At 70.2% G+C, this 18,140-nt stretch carries 17 protein-coding genes; 9 read left to right on the top strand and 8 right to left on the bottom strand.

All coding sequences use genetic code 11. From position 1 onward, the window contains the following. Nucleotides 1-88: 88 nt before the first annotated feature. The 6 genes from FFS72_RS07305 to FFS72_RS07280 all read right to left on the bottom strand — a co-directional run bounded on the left by FFS72_RS07305 (nucleotide 89) and on the right by FFS72_RS07280 (nucleotide 5,840). Nucleotides 89-1,981: a peptidoglycan D,D-transpeptidase FtsI family protein gene (locus FFS72_RS07305; RefSeq protein WP_249353174.1), complete on the bottom strand. Its 1,893-nt coding sequence runs from the start codon at nucleotides 1,979-1,981 to the stop codon at nucleotides 89-91. Then, nucleotides 1,978-2,787, bottom strand: coding sequence for a cell division protein FtsL (gene ftsL / locus FFS72_RS07300; RefSeq protein ID WP_212744332.1), 810 nt, complete (start codon nucleotides 2,785-2,787; stop codon nucleotides 1,978-1,980). Before ftsL ends, FFS72_RS07305 begins: the two co-directional genes overlap by 4 nt. Beyond that, nucleotides 2,784-3,740 carry a 16S rRNA (cytosine(1402)-N(4))-methyltransferase RsmH gene (rsmH, locus tag FFS72_RS07295; protein ID WP_249353191.1) on the bottom strand — a complete coding sequence of 319 codons (957 nt, stop codon included), beginning with the start codon at nucleotides 3,738-3,740 and terminating at the stop codon, nucleotides 2,784-2,786. The genes ftsL and rsmH overlap by 4 nt, the downstream gene beginning before the upstream one ends. Nucleotides 3,741-3,968: 228 nt before the next feature. Continuing rightward, nucleotides 3,969-4,400: a division/cell wall cluster transcriptional repressor MraZ gene (gene mraZ, locus FFS72_RS07290; protein WP_050065023.1), complete on the bottom strand. Its 432-nt coding sequence runs from the start codon at nucleotides 4,398-4,400 to the stop codon at nucleotides 3,969-3,971. Nucleotides 4,401-4,840: 440 nt separating this feature from the next. Beyond that, nucleotides 4,841-5,251 carry an SCO2097 family morphological protein gene (locus tag FFS72_RS07285; RefSeq protein WP_050065265.1) on the bottom strand — a complete coding sequence of 137 codons (411 nt, stop codon included), beginning with the start codon at nucleotides 5,249-5,251 and terminating at the stop codon, nucleotides 4,841-4,843. A 187-nt stretch (nucleotides 5,252-5,438) separates the two neighbouring features. Continuing rightward, on the bottom strand, nucleotides 5,439-5,840 hold the full coding sequence (locus FFS72_RS07280; protein WP_137873314.1) for an SAV_6107 family HEPN domain-containing protein: 402 nt from the start codon (nucleotides 5,838-5,840) through the stop codon (nucleotides 5,439-5,441). 230 nt (nucleotides 5,841-6,070) lie between these two features. Between FFS72_RS07280 and FFS72_RS07275 the strand changes: the two genes are divergently transcribed. The 5 genes from FFS72_RS07275 to FFS72_RS07255 are packed head-to-tail and all read left to right on the top strand — an operon-like array spanning nucleotide 6,071 to nucleotide 10,917. Beyond that, a complete protein-coding gene (locus tag FFS72_RS07275) occupies nucleotides 6,071-6,736 on the top strand; it encodes a GNAT family N-acetyltransferase (RefSeq protein WP_137873313.1) in 666 nt (221 codons plus the stop codon). Continuing rightward, the gene (locus FFS72_RS07270; RefSeq protein WP_137873312.1) at nucleotides 6,733-8,310 is read left to right on the top strand and encodes a phytoene desaturase family protein; all 1,578 of its coding nucleotides are present in this window, start codon (nucleotides 6,733-6,735) and stop codon (nucleotides 8,308-8,310) included. Before FFS72_RS07275 ends, FFS72_RS07270 begins: the two co-directional genes overlap by 4 nt. Next, on the top strand, nucleotides 8,307-9,140 hold the full coding sequence (locus FFS72_RS07265; RefSeq protein ID WP_137873311.1) for a carotenoid biosynthesis protein: 834 nt from the start codon (nucleotides 8,307-8,309) through the stop codon (nucleotides 9,138-9,140). Before FFS72_RS07270 ends, FFS72_RS07265 begins: the two co-directional genes overlap by 4 nt. After that, entirely contained in the window at nucleotides 9,128-9,796 is a 669-nt protein-coding gene (locus FFS72_RS07260; RefSeq protein WP_137873501.1) for an LppM family (lipo)protein, read from the top strand. Before FFS72_RS07265 ends, FFS72_RS07260 begins: the two co-directional genes overlap by 13 nt. Continuing rightward, the gene (locus tag FFS72_RS07255) at nucleotides 9,793-10,917 is read left to right on the top strand and encodes a glycosyltransferase family 2 protein (RefSeq protein WP_137873310.1); all 1,125 of its coding nucleotides are present in this window, start codon (nucleotides 9,793-9,795) and stop codon (nucleotides 10,915-10,917) included. Before FFS72_RS07260 ends, FFS72_RS07255 begins: the two co-directional genes overlap by 4 nt. 51 nt (nucleotides 10,918-10,968) lie before the next feature. Here FFS72_RS07255 and FFS72_RS07250 read toward each other — a convergent pair whose 3' ends face one another. Then, nucleotides 10,969-11,892 (bottom strand): methylenetetrahydrofolate reductase, encoded by a 924-nt coding sequence (locus tag FFS72_RS07250; RefSeq protein ID WP_050065016.1) that lies wholly within the window; start codon nucleotides 11,890-11,892, stop codon nucleotides 10,969-10,971. Nucleotides 11,893-11,993: 101 nt separating this feature from the next. Between FFS72_RS07250 and FFS72_RS07245 the strand changes: the two genes are divergently transcribed. From FFS72_RS07245 to FFS72_RS07230, 4 genes are all read left to right on the top strand, one after another. Beyond that, nucleotides 11,994-13,082 carry a polyprenyl synthetase family protein gene (locus FFS72_RS07245; protein ID WP_137873309.1) on the top strand — a complete coding sequence of 363 codons (1,089 nt, stop codon included), beginning with the start codon at nucleotides 11,994-11,996 and terminating at the stop codon, nucleotides 13,080-13,082. Further along, a complete protein-coding gene (gene crtI, locus FFS72_RS07240) occupies nucleotides 13,082-14,617 on the top strand; it encodes a phytoene desaturase family protein (protein ID WP_137873308.1) in 1,536 nt (511 codons plus the stop codon). The genes FFS72_RS07245 and crtI overlap by 1 nt, the downstream gene beginning before the upstream one ends. Before the next feature lie 147 nt (nucleotides 14,618-14,764). Next, on the top strand, nucleotides 14,765-16,318 hold the full coding sequence (locus FFS72_RS07235; protein ID WP_137873307.1) for an alpha-(1->6)-mannopyranosyltransferase A: 1,554 nt from the start codon (nucleotides 14,765-14,767) through the stop codon (nucleotides 16,316-16,318). 10 nt (nucleotides 16,319-16,328) lie between these two features. After that, nucleotides 16,329-17,249, top strand: a complete 921-nt coding sequence (locus tag FFS72_RS07230) for a phytoene/squalene synthase family protein (protein ID WP_137873500.1) — start codon at nucleotides 16,329-16,331, stop codon at nucleotides 17,247-17,249. Here FFS72_RS07230 and FFS72_RS07225 read toward each other — a convergent pair. Next, complete coding sequence (locus FFS72_RS07225; RefSeq protein WP_137873306.1) at nucleotides 17,234-18,121, bottom strand: SDR family oxidoreductase; 888 nt, start codon at nucleotides 18,119-18,121, stop codon at nucleotides 17,234-17,236. The genes FFS72_RS07230 and FFS72_RS07225 overlap by 16 nt on opposite strands. Nucleotides 18,122-18,140: the final 19 nt, after the last annotated feature.

Raw genomic sequence — 18,140 nt, 5'->3', positions numbered from 1 at the left:
TCGAATGCCGGTCGGCTGGCTCGGCCGACGTGTCACGTTACCGGCGAGTCCCCAAAGGTGGGGAGTCGGCGTCCCGCGGGTGCCGCGGTCAGTCGGCCTGCAACACCAACGGCCGGCCGGGGTCCGCGGAGAGCGGGATCCGGTCACGCTGCAGAATCCAGGACGCGATGTCGTGGAACAGCGGTGCGGCGGACTGGCCGCCCGACCCGTTGGCACTGCGAACCGGTGCATCCAGCATGATCCCGATGACGAACCTCGGGCTGTCGGCGGGCGCGATCCCCGCGAACGTGATCCAGTAGTTCGAGTTCGAGTAGCACTTGCAGGCCGGGTCGACCTGCTGCGCCGTTCCCGTCTTGCCGCTGACCTGGTAGCCCTCCACGGACGCCTGAGAGCCGGTGCCCTGCTGGTAGCCCATGGGGTCGCGCTGGGTGACCGACCGGAACATGTCGCGGACCGTGGTCGCGGTCTGCTCGCTGACCACCTGGACACCCTCGGGGTGCTCGGTCGGGGTCCGATTGCCGTCCGCGTCGACGGTGGCCCGCACGATGCGCGGCGCGATCCGCACACCGTCGTTGGCGATGGCCTGATACATCCCCGCCATCTGCAGCAGCGTCATCGACAGGCCCTGGCCGATCGGCAGGTTCGCGAACGTACCGCCGGACCACTGGTCGCGGGTCGGCACGCTGCCCGCGCTCTCGCCGGGCAACCCGACCTCGGTGCGCTGGCCGAGCCCGAACTTCTCGAGCATCTCCGCGTACCGGTCCTCACCGACCCGCTGCGCGAGCATCAGCGTGCCGACGTTGGACGACTTCCCGAACACACCGGTGGCCGTGTACGGGACCACGCCGTGGTCCCACGCGTCCTTCACCGACACGCCTGACATCTGGATCGAGCCCGGCACCTGCAGTACCTCGTCGGGCTTCGTCAATCCGTACTCGATCGCGGCGGCGGCGGTGACGATCTTGTTGACCGATCCCGGTTCGAACGGCGTACTGACGGGCAGGTTGCCGAGTTCCTTGTTGACGTTCTTGCCGACGCCGATCGACGGGTCGAAGGTGTTGTCGTTCGCCATCGCCAGCACTTCACCCGTGTGCGAGTCGAGCACCACCACCGACGCGTTCTTCGCCCCCGACAGGTCCTTGGCGCGCTGGGTCTGCTGCTGGACGTAGAACTGCAGGTCGGCGTCGATGGTCAGCTCGACACCGGACCCGTCGACGGCGGGCTGCTTGTCCCGCCAACTGCCGGGGATCACCGCACCGTCGGAGCCACGGTCGTAGGTCTGCGACCCGTCCGTGCCTGCGAGGGTCGAATCCATCGAGTCCTCGAGCCCGAGCAACCCGTGCCCGTTCCAGCCGGTCGCGCCGACGAGGTTGGCGGCGAGGTCTCCTCCCGGGTACTCGCGGATGTCCTGGCGTTCGAGACCCACCTCGGGGAATTTCTCCGCGATCCGTGCCGCGACGTCCGGGTCGACGCTGCGCGCGAGATACTCGAAGGTCAGGTCGCTCTTCAGCTTGGCGAGCACGTCCTTCTCGAGTGCCGCGTCACCGAGTTCGTCGTGGATGCCCTTGGCGATGGCCGCGAGCCGCTCGGCGACCTTCGGCTCCTCCCCCTTCTCGCGTGCCTTCTCCTCGATCTCCTTGCGGACCTTGGGCGGCTGGAAGGTGAGGGCCTTGGCCTCCATCGTGAACGCGATCGGCTTGCCGTTGCGGTCGGTGATCGATCCACGGGTGGCGGGATCGATCAGGGTCGTCGACCGCTGGTCGGCCGCTTGCGCGGACAACTGGGGCGCCTGCACGACCTGAAGCCACAGCAACTGCAACACTGCGAGGCCCAGTGCGCCGAACATCACCACCCGGCCCCACTTGTGCCGGAAACGGAAGCTTCCGGACCCACCGTGATCGCTCCGACGGCCGGCGCCCGAACGGCGAACCCCGCCGCGCGGATCCGTGCGGCGGGGTTGAGTGGGACGACCTCCGGTCACCGTGCACCGCCGGTGTCGGCGGCACCCCCGGTGCCGGTTCCCGCCGCTGCCTGGTCTCCGCGTGCCATGGGCACCAATTGTTCATCCTGCGCGGCCGGTTGCTGGGAATTGGCTGCCGGCGGCGTGGCGGGCGAGACGGGCGCAGGTGCCGGAGCTACCGGCGCGGGTGCCGCGACCGCGGAGGGTGCCCGTGAACCGATCGGCGGAAGATCTGCCGTCGCACGCGTACCGACCGGCGGAAGATCCGCGGCCGTGACTCCGGCGCCCCGAGAGGTACCGGCAGGCGCGGCAGCAGGACGTGCGGGCGGAACAACCGGCGTACCCGTCGCAGGCTTCGGTTCGCCGACGACCGTGACGGATCCATCGTCCGCGACGACCAGCCTGGACACGTCCGTGACCGGGATCATGCCCAGTTCCGCAGCCTTGCGGGCCAACTCGGGCGCCGAGTTCGCCGCCCGGAAGTCGCGCTCGAGCGCAGCCTTCTTCTCGATCAGTTCCTGGTTGTACGCCTTGGCGGCACTGAGCTTGTACGAGTCCTCCGCCGCCCGCGTCGTGAGCAGCAGCGTGACGGCCAGACCGACCGACAGCAAACCGATCACGGCTGCGACGAACGGGATCCGAGCCGTGAAGCCGGGGCGTGCGGCCTTCGGGGTCGACGCGTCGACCGCGGCACGCTGACTGCGCTTGGCGTAGGCGCGCTGCGCGGCACTCGACCGCGCGACGGAACGATCGGTCGGCTTCGCCGGGACTCGTCGCCCGACCCGGGCGGGCTTCGTCGCAGCGCGGTCCTGCACGGGAACTGTCATTCCGTCGCCCTCCTCGAAATCCGTTCGGCACAGCGCAATCGAACCGGCGCCGACCGTGGGTTCTCCGCAATCTCCTGATCACTGGCCCGCTCGGCGCCGCGCGTGCGCATCGCGAACTCCGGTCCCATGCCCGGCAACTCGACGGGAAGTCCTTCCGGACTGCGAGAGCGCGTACGTGGGGTCAATTCCTGCTTCACCAGACGGTCTTCCAGCGACTGGTAGGACATGAACACGACACGTCCACCCACTGCCAGGGAGTCCAACGCCGCGGGCACGGCGTCCCGCAGTGAGTCGAGTTCACCGTTCACCTCGACGCGCAGGGCCTGGAAGGTCCGCTTCGCGGGATGCCCACCCGTTCGCCGTGTCGCGGCCGGAATGGAGGCGTAGAGCACCTCGACCAACTGGGCACTCGTGGTGAACGGCTCGGTCTTCCTGCGCCGCACCACTTCCGACGCGATCCGGCCGGCGAATCGTTCCTCACCGTAGGTGCTCAGCACCCGCGCCAGTTCACCGTGACTGTAGGTGTTGAGGATGTCGGCGGCGGTCTGCCCGCGCGTCGGATCCATCCGCATGTCCAGCGGAGCGTCGACCGAGTACGCGAATCCGCGATCGGCCTCGTCCAACTGCATCGAGGACACACCGAGGTCGAACAGGATGGCGTGCACGGACTCGATCTGGTCGTAGCCCGCGATCTCGAGCGCGTCGGCGATGCCGTCGTATCGGGTGTGTACCAACGTGACCCGGTCTCCGAAGGGCTCGAGTCGACTGCCTGCGATCTCCAGCGCGGCGGGGTCGCGATCCAGCCCGATCAGGCGGAGTCCCGGGTAGGTGCGGAGGAAGTGCTCCGAATGCCCGCCCAACCCGAGTGTCGCGTCGATCATGACCGCACCCGTGCCGTCCTCGGACTCGGCGGTGATCGCGGGGCCGAGCAACTCGTCTGCGCGAGTGAGCATCACAGGGACGTGAGCGAACTCCGGCTCGGGGTCTCGACCAGGGTCACCCGGCGGGTTCAGGTCGTCGTCCACGAGCACTCCCTTACGTCCTGGTCGGTCATCTCTGCTTCTCGAGGTGGGGGCGGATGCCGCGAGGTCTCTGTCCGATTCACCGGACCTGGCGCTGGGGAAGTGCGTCAGGGTCGGCATCGGGCAGAGGCCTCGCGGCACTCGCCTCGACGAAAGCGGCTACAGGATCTCGCTGAGTGAGTCGGATCTGGCTTGGGAGTAGGCTTCTTCGTTCTCGTCGGAGTAGGCGTTCCACGCCTGGGCGTCCCAGATCTCGAGGAAGTCGACCGATCCGACAACCACGCAGTCCTTGGTCAGCCCGGCGTAGCGCCGGTGGCCGGGCGAGAGGGTGATGCGGCCCTGAGCGTCGGGGCGTTGTTCGTCGGCGCCTGCGGCGAGAGCGCGCACGAACGCACGCGCCTCCGGATTGCTCCGCGAGGCCGCGGCCGCTCGACGAGCGAGCGTCTCGAACTCCTCACGGGGGTACACCGCGAGGCTGTGGTCCTGCCCTTTCGTGACCATCAACCCTCCCGCCAGTGCGTCGCGATACTTCGCGGGCAACGTGAGCCGCCCCTTGTCGTCGAGCTTCGGCGTGTAGGTACCGAGGAACATCTCGGCACCTCCCTGCTACGGGAAAAAAGAACACCTTGCCCTGTGATTCGCCGAGGCGAACCAGTGGCCACCACGTTACCCCACTTTCCCCCACATTCAAGGCGAACACTCGGCGAACAACCGCCTCTACAGCCTGTCTTCGCAGGTCAGTACGGTGGTGGAAGGTGGGGGGATTTCCGTGTGTCCTGCACCACCGCCCGGCCACCCCGCAGCGCTCACGCCGAAATCCCAGGTCGCGGACTCGCCACGTTCGCATTCGGCGAGCGAAACCACCAGGGTCGTGCGGAGTGGGGAGATGTGGGTGACCCACGTGGGGAGTCGTGGGGGGGCTCACTCCACGCAACTCCCCCGCACACCACAGGTGCAGCCGCGAGGCACACACGACAAAGGCGCGACACCTCGTGGTGTCGCGCCTTGGCGCTGCGGTTCTCGGAGTTTGCCTACTCCTGTTCGAACCGCTTCTTGAAGCGATCTTCCATGCGGGACGAGAACCCGCCGCCCTTGCGGCCGCCCGAGGGCTTGCTCGCCGCAGTGGCTGATCCGGACTTCTCGCCCGATCCTGCCTTCACAGCCGCGCCCGATCCCCGCAGGAACAGGACGCCGGCTCCGAACATCACAAGGAAGCCGAGCAAGCTGATGATCAGAAACGCACCCGCCTTCGCCGCGAGCGGAATGCCCGCGACGAGAAGGATGAGTCCCAGAACGAAAAGAGCCCCCGCCTGCATCCGACGCTTGCTCGAGGCCGCACGCATGCGGCCACCTCTCACAGAGGATGCGAACTTAGGGTCTTCGGCGTAGAGAGCGCTCTCGATCTGATCGAGCATCCGCTGCTCGTGCTCGGAGAGTGGCACGGTTACCTCCCCCGGCACATCAAGGTGGCGGTCGAATCGTGGGTCGATTCGACCGGTTGCCGCCGATCGCGGCTACCTGCCGTCAATGATACGAGTACACGTCACCGCGTACCACCTACTCCGCATACGAGTTGTCCGAGAATTTCGTTCGGACGCGGAGATCGCCTGGTGGACAGTTCCACCGGAGTCACGCCGACCTGCGTCCGAGACCGATCTCACCGGGCATTCCGTGGACCCGACGTGCGGACAGCCCGTCCTCGACGACCGTCAGGAACCGGGAGACCTCGGCATGGAATCGATTGGCCTCACCCATCGTGATCGTGCGGGATATGCCCGACTCGATCGCGGCGCGCGTCTCGGAATGCGCGGCGAAGAACTCCGCCCACCCGGCGAGGTCGGGCTCGACCCGACTCAGCAGGGCCCACGCACTCCTCGACCCGGACCGGGCCGTGCGCCCCGCCAGCGCTGCACCCGCGCCGCGCAGTGCAGCGAGATAAGCGGCCCGAAACCGGTCCGCCGGGTCGTGAGCGCCGGCAGCTTCCGCCAACAGCGCGTCCGCTCGGTCGAGCAGATTCACCCGAATTGCCATCTTCCGAACACCTCCCCTGCGCCGGGCCCGACCTCGCGACCGAACCGACGGGGGGCGACGCGCCTACCCCTGCGCGACGTACCCGTCGGTGGGATGCTCCTGGACCCGCAGCCTTGCCGTGCAATCCGGCGAAGCGCGCTTCCCTCACGCTTCACCGGATTGCCGGTATCGAACATCCGTTCGACCTATTCAATATAACTGCACCCACCGACACGCAGTCAAGAGAGAGGGTGAGTCCGGTCGACACCACCCCCGCACCCCGACTGGTCGAACTGTCCGCAGCCGACCTGCGCGCCCACCTCGACGAAGCGCTCGCCGTCTACGTCGAGGCGATGAACTACCCCAGGGGCACCGAACTGCACCGCGCCCCGATGTGGGCGGAGCACGCCACCCGTCCGGGATGGCGTGCGATCGCTGCCTTCACCACCCCCCACCGCGACACCGGCGCCCCCAACGGCGACGCCGGGGCCTCGGCGCACCCCGGCACGTCGCTGGTCGGCATCGCCTACGGCTACCGCGGCGCCCCGCACCAGTGGTGGCATCAGCAGGTTCGAGAGGGTCTGCGTCGCTCGGGTGCAGACCGGCGCACCGCCGAGTCGATCCTCGGCGACTACTTCGAGCTCACCGAACTCCACGTGTCCCCGCGCGCCCAGGGACACGGCACGGGTGCGGCGCTGCTGACGGCGCTGCTCGCCGGACGCCCGGAAGCCCGGGTGCTGCTGTCGACCCCAGAGGTGCCCCTCGAGGACAACAGAGCCTGGCGGCTCTACCGCAGGCTCGGATTCACCGACGTGGTGAGGCACTTCCGGTTCAGCGGCGACAGCCGTCCCTTCGCGGTACTGGGCCGGGAGCTACCCCTCCACCGCCCCACCGCCGGCCCCGGAGCCACCTCATGATCGACGCCGTCGTCGTGGGTTCCGGACACAACGCGCTCGTCTCGGCGTGCTACCTCGCCAGGGACGGGTGGTCGGTGCAGGTCCTCGAACGGGACACCGAACTCGGCGGCGCCGTCTCGACCGTGGAGCGCTTCCCCGGACACCGGGTGGATCGTGGCTCGTCGGCGCACATCATGGTCCGGCACACCGGGATCGTCGAGGAGCTCGACCTCGCGTCGCACGGCCTGCGCTACCTGGACTGCGACCCGTGGGCGTTCGCGCCTGCCCCGCCGGGCGATTCGCGTCCGGGCATCGTCTTCCACCGCGACGTCGACGCCACCTGCGCGTCGATCGCGGCGGCGTGCTCGCATCGCGACGCCGACGCCTACCGACGATTCGTCGAGGTGTGGGGACCGCGGACCGCGTCGGTGATGAAGGCATTCGGTGCGCCGCCCACCGGTGGACGCCTGGTCCGCTCGTTCTGGGGTCTCGACACCGGCGCCGGTCCCGCCACCCTGTCGCGAGAGTTCCTGGCGTCCGGCGACGCCCTGCTCGACGACTGGTTCGACGACGAACGCCTCAAGGCGGCTCTGGCCTGGTTCGGTGCGCAGTCGGGCCCACCGATGTCCGAGCCGGGCACCGCGCCGATGGTGGGTTTCGCCGCGCTGATGCACACGATCCCGCCCGGTCGCGCAGTCGGTGGCAGCGGCGCGTTGACCGCGGCGCTGGCATCTCGGTTGGCGGCGGACGGGGGCACGATCCGGTTCGGGGACGCCGTCGTGGAATTGCGCCGGGACGGCGACGGCTGGGTGACGCGCACCGAGGCGGGCCACGAGGTGCGCTCCCGCACCGTGATCGCGGGCTGCCACGTCCTCACGACACTCGGCCTCCTCGAACGCGGCGGATACGACGCGCAGCGGATCACCGACTGGCGACGCCGGATCCGCGTCGGACCCGGTATCGGCATGGTGGTGCGCCTGGGCACGTCCGCGCTGCCGCGGTATCCGAGTGCTCCCCCCGATGCGACGGTCACGTCCGGGCTGCAGTTGCTCGTCTCCGATCGCGCTCAACTGCGGCTCGCGCACGGCGCGGCCCTCGCGGGTGAACTGCCGCCGACGCCTGCCGTCCTCGCGATGAGTTTCAGCGGCCTCGACCCCAGCTTGTGTCCACCCGGCGAGCACCAGGCGACCCTGTGGTCACAGTGGCATCCGTACCGGCTCTCGGGCGGTCGCCGCTGGTCCGATCTGGCCGAGTCCGAGGGCGACCGCATCGTCGGTGAGATCGAGCGCCTCGCACCCGGTTTCGCGGGTTCCGTCACACACCGCCTGGTGCAGACGCCCGCCGACCTCGAGTCGGAACTGGGCCTGATCGGCGGCAACGTCATGCACGTGGAGATGTCGCTCGATCAGATGTTCATGTGGCGTCCTCTCCCCGAACTGGCCGGACATCGGGTGCCCGACGCGAGGGGGCTGTACCTGACCGGCGCATCCACCCATCCCGGCGGCGGGGTGTCGGGGTCGAGTGGCCGCAGCGCCGCGCGAATCGCGCTGTCGGATGCGAGATTCGGCAGGTTCCGCCGCCTGCTGAACAGATGAGTCGGCAGGCCCCGGCCGTCGTCGCCGCGGTGGTCGCGGTCGCCGCGCAGATCGTCTACCCGCTCGTCGACGGCGACGCCCGCGACACCGTCACCGTCGTCGTGGTGCTCGCGTTGACCGTCGCCGCGGTCGCGCATGCGTGGGCGACGCGCGGAGGCCGGTGGACCGCGATCATGCTCGCCGTCACCGCCGGACTCGGGCTGTTCTCGGAGATCGTGGGCACCGCAACGGGCTTCCCGTTCGGCTGCTACGCGTATGCCGACGGCAGGCTCGGCCCGGAACTGGCCGGGGTGCCGCTGCTGGTGCCGCTGGCATGGACGGCGGGCAGTTATCCGGTGTGGATCGCCGTCACCCACGTCGCCGACCGCACCCGGCCCGTCGTGCGGGTCGCACTGGTAACCGTCGGCATCGTCGGCTGGGACCTCTACCTGGATCCGCAGATGGTCGCGGACGGGCAGTGGGTGTGGTGCTCGCCGCATCCCGCGCCGCCCGGGCTCGAACCGATTCCGTGGACCAACTACCTGGGTTGGCTGCTGATCGCGGGCGCGATCGCCGTCACCCTCGCGTGGCTCGACCGGTCCCGGCCCACCTCGACCCGACGTGAGGACGTCGTTCCGCTCTCGCTCTTCCTGTGGACCTGGCTCGGATCGGCGCTGGCCCACGCCGTCTTCCTCCCGGAACTCGGGTGGTCCGCGCTCTACGGGCTCGTCGGCATGGGGATCGTCGGCGTGCCGCTGGTGACGCGTTCTCGGCGGGCTGGCACCATATCCGAGTGCTCACCGACACCCCGCCCCGTGTTCGACGACCGCGCGCCCGAGTGGCCGCGCTGACCGCGCTGCTGCTGCTCGCCGTGCCGCTGCTCAGCGGATGCCTGCGGGTTCAGGTGTCGATGGGCGTGTCCTCCGACGACCGGGTATCGGGCCAGTTGGTTGCCGCGAACGTCCCCACCAGCGCCGAGGACAAGGGTCCCGAGCTGACGGCGCCGGACTCGCTGACCGGCAAGGTACGCGTCCAGGAGTACAAGCAGGACGGGTACGTCGGCAGCCAGGTGTTCTTCACCGACCTCACCTTCGGCGAGGTCCAGCAGCTCGGATCGATGTCGAGCCAGACCGGGACCGCCGTGCAGTTGAACTTCCAGCGGGCTGGTGACGTCGTCACCCTCGACGGCAAGGCCGACCTCAAGGCCGTGCCCGACAGCAGCGACATCCAGGTCACCGTCGCGTTCCCCGCGCGGGTCGCGACCACCAACGGGACCAGGGACGGCGACTCCATCGTCACCTGGAAGCTCGTGCCCGGCGAGGTGAACACGATGCGCGCCGAGGTCCGGTATCAGGATCCGAGCACCAGGGGCTTCGCGGGCTGGGCGGGCATCATGGGCGGCATCACCCTCGGTGTGGCAATCGTCGTCGGCGTGATGGCCTACGTGAAGCGGGACCGCTCTCCCCGGTACGTGCGCAGCGACGGCGCCAACCAGAACAAGGTGTGACGCGCCGATTCGTCGGTGTCCCGGTCGCTGTGTCCGCGGCAGGGCTGGCCATCGCGGCGCTGAATGCGGCGACCGCGCCGCGTCTGCGCGCGGGTTCACCCGTCACCGAGCCGGTGACGGTGTGCATTCCGGCTCGCGACGAGGTCGAGACGCTGCCGCGTCTCGTCGCCGACCTGCGTGCGCAGCGCGGCGTCCCGGACCTACGGATCCTGATCCTGGACGACGATTCCGGTGACGGGACGGCTGCGGCGGCCATAGCAGCCGCCGCGGCCGACGGCAGGTTCTCGATCGAGGAGGCCGAAGGCGATCCCCCGGCCGGATGGCTCGGCAAACCGCACGCCTGCTCGCGACTCGCGGACCTGTCCGCCGATCGCGGCGGTGTCCTCGTCTTTCTCGACGCCGACGTCCGACTCGCCCCCGACGCGCTGGCCGCTGCCGCGCGTGCCCTGCGCGAGCTCCGGGTGGATCTGTTGTCGCCGTGGCCCTTCCAGGTCGCGGTGACGGCGGGCGAGCGGCTGCTGCAGCCGCTGCTGGGCTGGTCGTGGTTGGCCACCGCGCCGTTGCCGATCGCGAACCGAAGCATGCGCCCCTCGATGGCGGTGGCGTGCGGCCAGTTCCTGGTGTTCGACGCCGCCGCCTACCGCGCCGTCGGAGGACACCGGGCCGTCGCATCGTGCGTGGCCGAGGACCTGGAGTTGGCGCGGACGATGCGCCGCGCGGGCAGACGTACCGCCGTCGCCGTCGCAGGCGAGTTCGCGTCGTGCCGGATGTACTCGTCGGCCGCCCAGGTTCGAGACGGTCACGGCCGCTGGCTGTGGACGCAGTTCGGGTCCCCGGTCGGCGCCGCGGCGGTGCTCGGCGTGGCGGTCCTCGGGTACACGACCGGCCCGCTCGTCACCCGTCCGCGCCGGTGGGGTGCGGCGGCGTTCGCCGCTGCCGTGGCATCACGACTGCTGGCTCGCCGCGTCGAGTCGGGACGCGGACTCACCGTGCGGGACGGTGTCGACGCCGCCGCGCACCCTTTGTCCGTGGTGGGGCTCGCGGCGCTGACCGCCGACTCCCACCTACGACGCCGCCGCGGCACCCTGACCTGGAAGAACAGGCCGCTCCGCGGCTCGTGAGCGCCTTCGGCCCGCCCACGGACCACGAGGACTCACGGGCGCCGCAGGCGCCTACGCGACGTGGCTCGCGAGGCCCAGGTTGGTGAGCACCTCACGAGTGGCGCGCGCGAAGTTCAGCGTGATGAAGTGCAGGCACGGTGCACCCTCGGAGATCAGCCGCTCGGCGAGTTCGGTGGCCACCTCGATGCCCACCTCGCGGACGGCGGCCCGGTTCTCCTCCGGCCCGTCCCCGGCGGCCCTCGTGAGCCGCTCCTCCAACACCGCAGGCAGCTTCGACCCCGACAGCTCGAGACTGCGCCGCGCCGACCGCAGCGACGTGATCGGCATGATCTCCGGGATGATCGGCTTCGCGCCCTGCTCGGGGTCGAGCGCAGCGACTCGGTCCCGCAGGCGCAGGTAGTCGTCGACATCGAAGAACATCTGGGTGATCGAGTACTCGGCGCCCGCTCGGAGCTTCGCCACCAGGTACTTCGTGTCGTGGTCGAGGTCCGGTGCGCGGTAGTGCCCCTCGGGGAACGATGCGACGCCGACGTGGAAGTCGCCCATGTCGCGGACGAGGCGAACCAGTTCCTCCGCGTACTCGACGCCCTCCGGATGCTTGACCCAGTCACCCAGCGGGTCGCCCGGGGGGTCGCCGCGCAGCACGAGGACGTTGCTGATTCCGCGGTCCGCGTACGCGCCGCACATCGTGCGCAGCTCGTCGACGCTGTGCCCGACCGCGGTCAGGTGTGCGACCGGAAGCAGCGTGGTCTCTTCGGCGAGGTCGCCGGTGACGCGCACGGTCCGGTCTCGGGTGGACCCGCCCGCCCCGTAGGTCATGGACACGAAGGCCGGGCCCATGCGCTCGAACTCGCGGACGGCGCGCCACAGCCGCGCTTCGGCGTCGGCGTCGCGCGGCGGAGAGAACTCGACGGAGAACGGGATCCTGCCCTCGGCGGCACCGATACGGTCGACGATGGACGGGGTCCGGGTCACCCATCCCTCGCTGGACCGCCCCCTGACGGCATCAAAAGTCACGGCCCAATCATAGGGGCGAGCCCGTGGGGCGATCACCGGCCACCACTAGGCTGACGCCCATGACCACCCCTCCCGGCCCGACCATCTCTCCACTGCCGGCTGTCGAGGCGGCATTGCGCGGCTTCTTCGAGTCCCGTCGTCCCCTGACCGAGGCGGTCGGCGGCACGTTCACGGACGCGACGGCGACTCTGGAGGCGTTCGTCCTGCGGGGCGGTAAGCGGGTGCGGCCGGCGTTCGCGTGGACAGGCTGGCTCGGCGCGGGTGGCGACCCGAACGGCCGGGACGCCGACGCGGTGCTCCGCGCGTGCGCGGCCCTCGAACTGGTCCAGGCGTGCGCACTCGTGCACGACGACATCATCGACTCCTCGGCAACCCGCCGCGGTTTCCCGACGCTGCACGTCGAGTTCGCGCACCGGCACTCCGTCGGCGGCTGGGCCGGAGACCCCGGGAAGTTCGGCGAGTCCGTCGCCATCCTGCTCGGCGACCTCGCCCTCTCCTGGGCCGACGACATGGTCCGCGAATCCGGCGTCGACGCCGCGGCGCAGGCCCGGATCGCGCCGGTGTGGTCGGCTATGCGCACCGAGGTCCTCGGCGGGCAGTACCTCGACATCAGCACGGAGGTCACGGGCGACGAGTCGGTGGCGGCGGCCCTGCGGATCAACCGCTACAAGACCGCGGCGTACACGATCGAGCGGCCACTGCATCTCGGTGCCGCGCTGGCCGGCGCCGACGACGCGCTGATCGCGGCGTACCGGGAGTTCGGCACCGACATCGGTATCGCGTTCCAACTCCAGGACGACCTGCTCGGGGTCTTCGGGGACCCGGCGGTGACCGGGAAGCCGTCCGGTGACGACTTGCGGGAGGGCAAGCGCACGGTGCTGTTCGCCGAAGCCCTGGTGCGCGCGGACGCGTCCGATCCGGGGACCGCGGACTTCCTGCGCCGCGGTATCGGCGCCGATCTGACGGACGATCAGGTGCAGCGGATGCGGCAGGTCATCACCGACGTCGGCGCAGTGGACGCCGTGCAGGCGCGTATCGACGACCTCACCGCGGCCGGGTTGCGTGCACTGGACGCGTCGACGGCGACCGCGGCCGCGAAGGACGAACTGCGGGCGATGGCCGTCGCGGTCGGCAGACGCAGCGCCTGATGGTTCGCACGGTTCCCGGGCCCACCGACCGCGTCGTCGTCGTCGGCGCCGGCCTCGCCGGGCTCGCCGCTGCCCTGCACCTGCGCGGATCGGGACGCGAGGTGACGGTCCTCGAGCGCGACGACAGCGTCGGCGGCCGGGTCGGGGTGTTCCACGGCCCGGGATACGACATCGACAGCGGTGCAACGGTTCTCACGATGCCCGACCTGGTCGACGAGGCTCTCGCCGCAGTCGGCGCCACTGCCGGATCCGTGACCCCACCGCTGCGCATCCACCGTCTCGACCCGTCGTACCACGCTCGATTCGCGGACGGGTCCGCGCTGCGCGTGCACGCCGACGAGGACGCGATGGCCGACGAGATCACGCGGGTCTGCGGACCCGAGGAGAGCACCCGATACCGCCGGCTGCGGGCCTGGCTGGCCACGATCTTCGACGCCGACTTCGACAGCTTCATGGACGCGAACTTCGATTCGCCACTCGACCTGGTTCGCTCGTCGTCCGCGCGCCGCGACCTGGTGACGCTGGTGCGACACCGCGGGTTCGGCCGACTCGGCCCTCAGGTCGCCCGCCTGGTGCACGATCCGCGGCTGCAGCGGATCTTCACCTTCCAGGCCCTCTACGCCGGCGTCGCGCCGTCCCGGGCTCTCGGCGTGTACGGCGCGATCGCCCACATGGACACCTCGACCGGCGTGTACTTCCCCGAAGGCGGCATGCGTCGGGTCGCCGAGGCGATGGCGTCGGCGCTGACCGATGCGGGCGGTCGGATCGAACTGGATACGGAGGCCGCCTCGATCGACTACGACGGGGATCGCGCCGCGGCGGTGCGAGCCGCGGACGGACGGGTCTTCGACGCCGACGCCGTCGTCGTCACCGCCGACCTCGGTTCTGCCGAGTCCCTGCTCCCCCGCAGACGGCTGCCGCGCCGGCCGGTCCGGCACTCCCCGTCCGCGGTCGTCGCGCACGGCACCGTCCCGGTCGCGGTCGCGCAGCAGTGGCGTGACAGCGGACACCACACCATCGACTTCGGCGACGCGTGGTCGCGCACCTTCAGGGAGATCACCGCGCGCGCCGGTCGTGGCCGACTGATGAGCGACCCGTCACTGCTGCTCACCCGGCCCGCCTGCACCGACCCGGCCCTGCGGCTCACCCGCGACGGCGAACTGCACGAACCGCTCTCCGTACTCGCCCCGTGCCCCAACCTGCGCAGCGCCCGTCTCGACTGGGCCGCTCTCGGCGAACCGTACGTCCGGGAGTTGCTGGCGCTGCTGGAGTCGCGCGGCTACACCGGGATCGCCGAGCACTTCCGCGTCGATCTCCTCGACACCCCGCTCACGTGGGCGGCCAAGGGCATGGCGGACGGCTCACCGTTCGCCGCCGCGCACCTGTTCGTCCAGACCGGCCCGTTCCGACGCGGCAACCTCGACACCGGCGCCGAGAACGTCGTGCTCGCCGGCTGCGGAACAACCCCGGGAGTCGGGGTACCGACGGTTCTGTTGTCGGGCAAACTCGCAGCTGCCCGCATCGCGTGCGCGTGACCGGAGACGAAACGCCAGGTGAACAGCTACGCGTCGGCACAATTCCCGGGTCCGGCCGAACACCTACTAAACTCTGTGGCCGACACTGTTCCACCGCTCCGACGCCGGTGGCTGCCGCACGCCGATTCGGGGGGAGATCCGCAACCGATGTCAGCCCCCCTGCCTGTGTCGGCCCCACGCGGCCGTTTCCTCCGCAGTGACGCAGGCCACGCCGCGATCCTCGGAGTCGTCGGTGCGGTGATGATCACCTTCGGCAGCTTCGGCTCCGGTGCCGTACGCCGCCGCGATCCACTGCTCGAATCGATGTATCTGTCGTGGCTGCGCTTCGGACACGGCCTGATCCTGTCCGGCCTGATCGTCTGGATCGGCGTCCTGCTGATGATCGCGGCCTGGGTGCGGATCGGTCGCAACGTTCGAGCCGGGCTCGTGGACGTGCGGGAACTGCGCTGGGTGATCGCCGCACAGACCGCGCCCTTGCTGCTGGCGGTCCCGCTGTTCAGCCGGGACGCCTACTCGTACCTCGCCCAGGGCGCACTGCTCCGGGACGGGTACGACCCCTACGCCGTCGGGCCCGTCGCCAATCCGGGCGTCCTGCTCGACAACGTCAGCAACGTGTGGACGACCACGACGGCGCCGTACGGTCCGGTCTCGCTGCTCCTCGGGCAGGGCATCACCACCGTGACCGGCGACAACGTCATCGCGGGCACGATGCTGTTGCGCCTGACCATGCTTCCGGGTCTGGCTCTGATGATGTGGGCGCTGCCGAAACTCGCACGCCACCTCGGCGGCGACCCGGCGACCGCCCTCTGGCTGGCCGTTCTCAATCCGCTCGTCCTGATCCACCTGGTCGGCGGCGTGCACAACGAACTGCTCATGGTCGGCCTCATGGTCGCGGGGATCGTTCTCGCGCTCGAACGCAGGCATGTCGCGGGCATCGCGGTCATCGCCCTCGGCGTCGCGGTGAAGGCGATGGCGGGGATCGCGCTGCCGTTCGTCGTGTGGATCTGGATGATCCACGAACGCGAGAAGGCGCGCGACGAGGGACGCGAACCGGCGTCGCCCGTCATGCTGTTCGCCCGGACCGCGGGCGCCGGTTTCGGTGTCTTCGCGGCCGTATTCGCGGTCTGCTCGCTGATCGCCGGGGTCGGGCTCGGGTGGCTGACCGCGCTGCAGGGTTCGGCGAAGATCATCAACTGGCTGTCGGTTCCGACGATCCTCGCGCACATCGTGACCGTCTCGACGTCGTGGGCGACCGGACTGCGTCTCGGACCGGTGCTCGAGGTGACACGCGCGATCTCCGCGCTGGTCATGGTGGTGGCGCTGGTCGCGATCTGGTGGCACTTCCGCAGGACCGAGAAGCAGGCCGTGCTGGGCATCCTCGTCGCGCTGGTCGTGATCGTGCTGCTGTCCCCTGCCGCGCTGCCCTGGTACTACTCGTGGCCGCTCGCCGTCGCCGCGGGCTTCGCGATGTCCACGACCACCCTGGCGTGGCTCGTGGGCCTGTCCACGTGGCTCATGCTGGTGTTCCAGCCCGACGGGTCCATCGGCCTGTACTCGCTGCCGCACGTCCTGCTCGCGACGTTCGCGGCCGTGGTGGCGGGACGCTCACTCGTCGTGGTCGATCCCCTGCGACTGCGATCGGTGCGGACCGCGAAGGCGAACGCTCCGGCGGCCGCCGTCGTCACCGCGACCAGTGACTGACGTGACCGCCGTGGGCCTACCGCAGGCCGACCCCGACCTGGACGCCGCGTACCGGTACTGCAGGCAGCTCGCCGCCCACCACGGCAAGAGCTACCACCTCGCGACGCGACTGCTTCCCGGCCGCGACCGGCCCGCCGTCCACGCCCTGTACGGATTCGCCCGGACCGTCGACGACGTCGTGGACACCTCCGCCGACTCCCCCGCCGCGCGTCTCGCGGAGCTCGACCGCATCGAGACGGAACTGGCGGCGGCGCTGGCCGGCGACGCGACGAGCACCCGGTCCGTGGTGCGGGCCGTCGCCGACACAATCACCCGGTACCGCATCGACCCCGCTCACTTCGCCTCGTTCCTCACCGCGATGCGCATGGACCTGCCCGGCGCTCCCCACTTTCGGGCCACCTATCCGACGATGACAGCCCTGCGCGAGTACATGCACGGGTCTGCGGCGGCGATCGGACTGCAGATGCTGCCCGTCCTCGGCACCGTGGTCGCGACCGCCGAGGCGGAACCTGCGGCCGCAACGCTCGGCGAGGCGTTCCAGCTGACGAACTTTCTGCGCGACGTCGGCGAGGACCTCGACCGGGGTCGCGTCTACCTCCCGGCAGACGAGCTCGCCGCGTTCGGCGTCGACGCGGACCTGCTCCGCGCGTGCCGCGACCGCGGCCGTCGGGATCCGCGAGTCGACCGCGCCCTCGCGCACCTGATCGCGGTCAACCGACACTGGTACCGCCTCGCCGAACCCGGCCTGGCGATGCTGTCCCCACGCGTGCGGCCCGGGATGATCGCCGCGTTCGAGCTGTACGCGGCGATCCTCGACGAGATCGAACGAGGTGGTTTCCCGGTGCTCCAGCGGCGGGTGGTGGTGCCGCGGCGCAGGCGTGCCGCGATCGTCGCGGCAGCCCTCACAGGACGGCGTCAGCCGGCCGTGTGACCGTCGCCGAGGGCGCGGGTCCGGGCACTGACGGATCGTCCGAGCGCCTCGACCTCGGCGTCTCCCTGCGGCACGAGCACTGCGGCCGTCCGTCGGGTGTCACGCTCCCCGAGCCGCGACTGCAGTATCGGACGCAACCGCCGCAGCCATGCGACCCAGCCCGGGACGTCGATGTGTCGGGACCGCTTGGCGATGCCCTTCTCGAACCGCTTCCCGCACTCCTGCACCGACGTCGTCCTGCTCAGGGGACCGGGCAGCGAACCGAGCATCGTCCTGAACGATTCGAGGTCCGCCTTCGCCTCCCGCACGAGCGGGGTGTCGATCCACGCCATGTGCGCGGACCCGACGTCGACGCCGCGATGGGCGACCTCGAGGCGCAGGGCGTTCGCGAGGTGTTCGACTCCCGCTTTCGAGGCGTCGTACGCGGCCATGCCCGGGGCCGGGGCATAGGCCGCAGCCGACGACACGACGAGTACGTAGCCCCGGCTGTCGATGATCGAGGGCAGGGCTGCGCGAACGGTGTGGAATGCGCCGACCAGGTTGACGTCGATCACCCGCCTGAACGCCGCCGGGTCGACGGCGAGGACGGAGCCGTAGCTGCAGATTCCCGCATTGGCGACCACGACGTCGAGTCCCCCGAACGCGTCGACTCCCGTCGCCACCGCGGCGTCCATCGACCGCAGATCCGTGACATCGGCGACGGCGGTCGCCACCCGGTCCCCGAGTTCGGCGGCCAGAGCGTTCAGGGGAACCTCGTCGAGGTCGACGAGAACGAGTCGGGCGCCGCGGCGGTGCAGCCGCCGGGCCACCTCTTCACCGATGCCGCGCGCTGCGCCGGTGATCAGTACGACCTTGCCTGCAAGGCTGTCCACCGGCGTGACGTTACGCCGG

Origin of the sequence: Rhodococcus sp. Q, assembly GCF_005503035.1 — a bacterium.
Taxonomy (GTDB): Bacteria; Actinomycetota; Actinomycetes; order Mycobacteriales; family Mycobacteriaceae; genus Rhodococcus_G.
The sequence above is the reverse complement of the archived record's forward strand: the minus strand, read 5'-3'. Positions and strand labels throughout refer to the sequence as shown.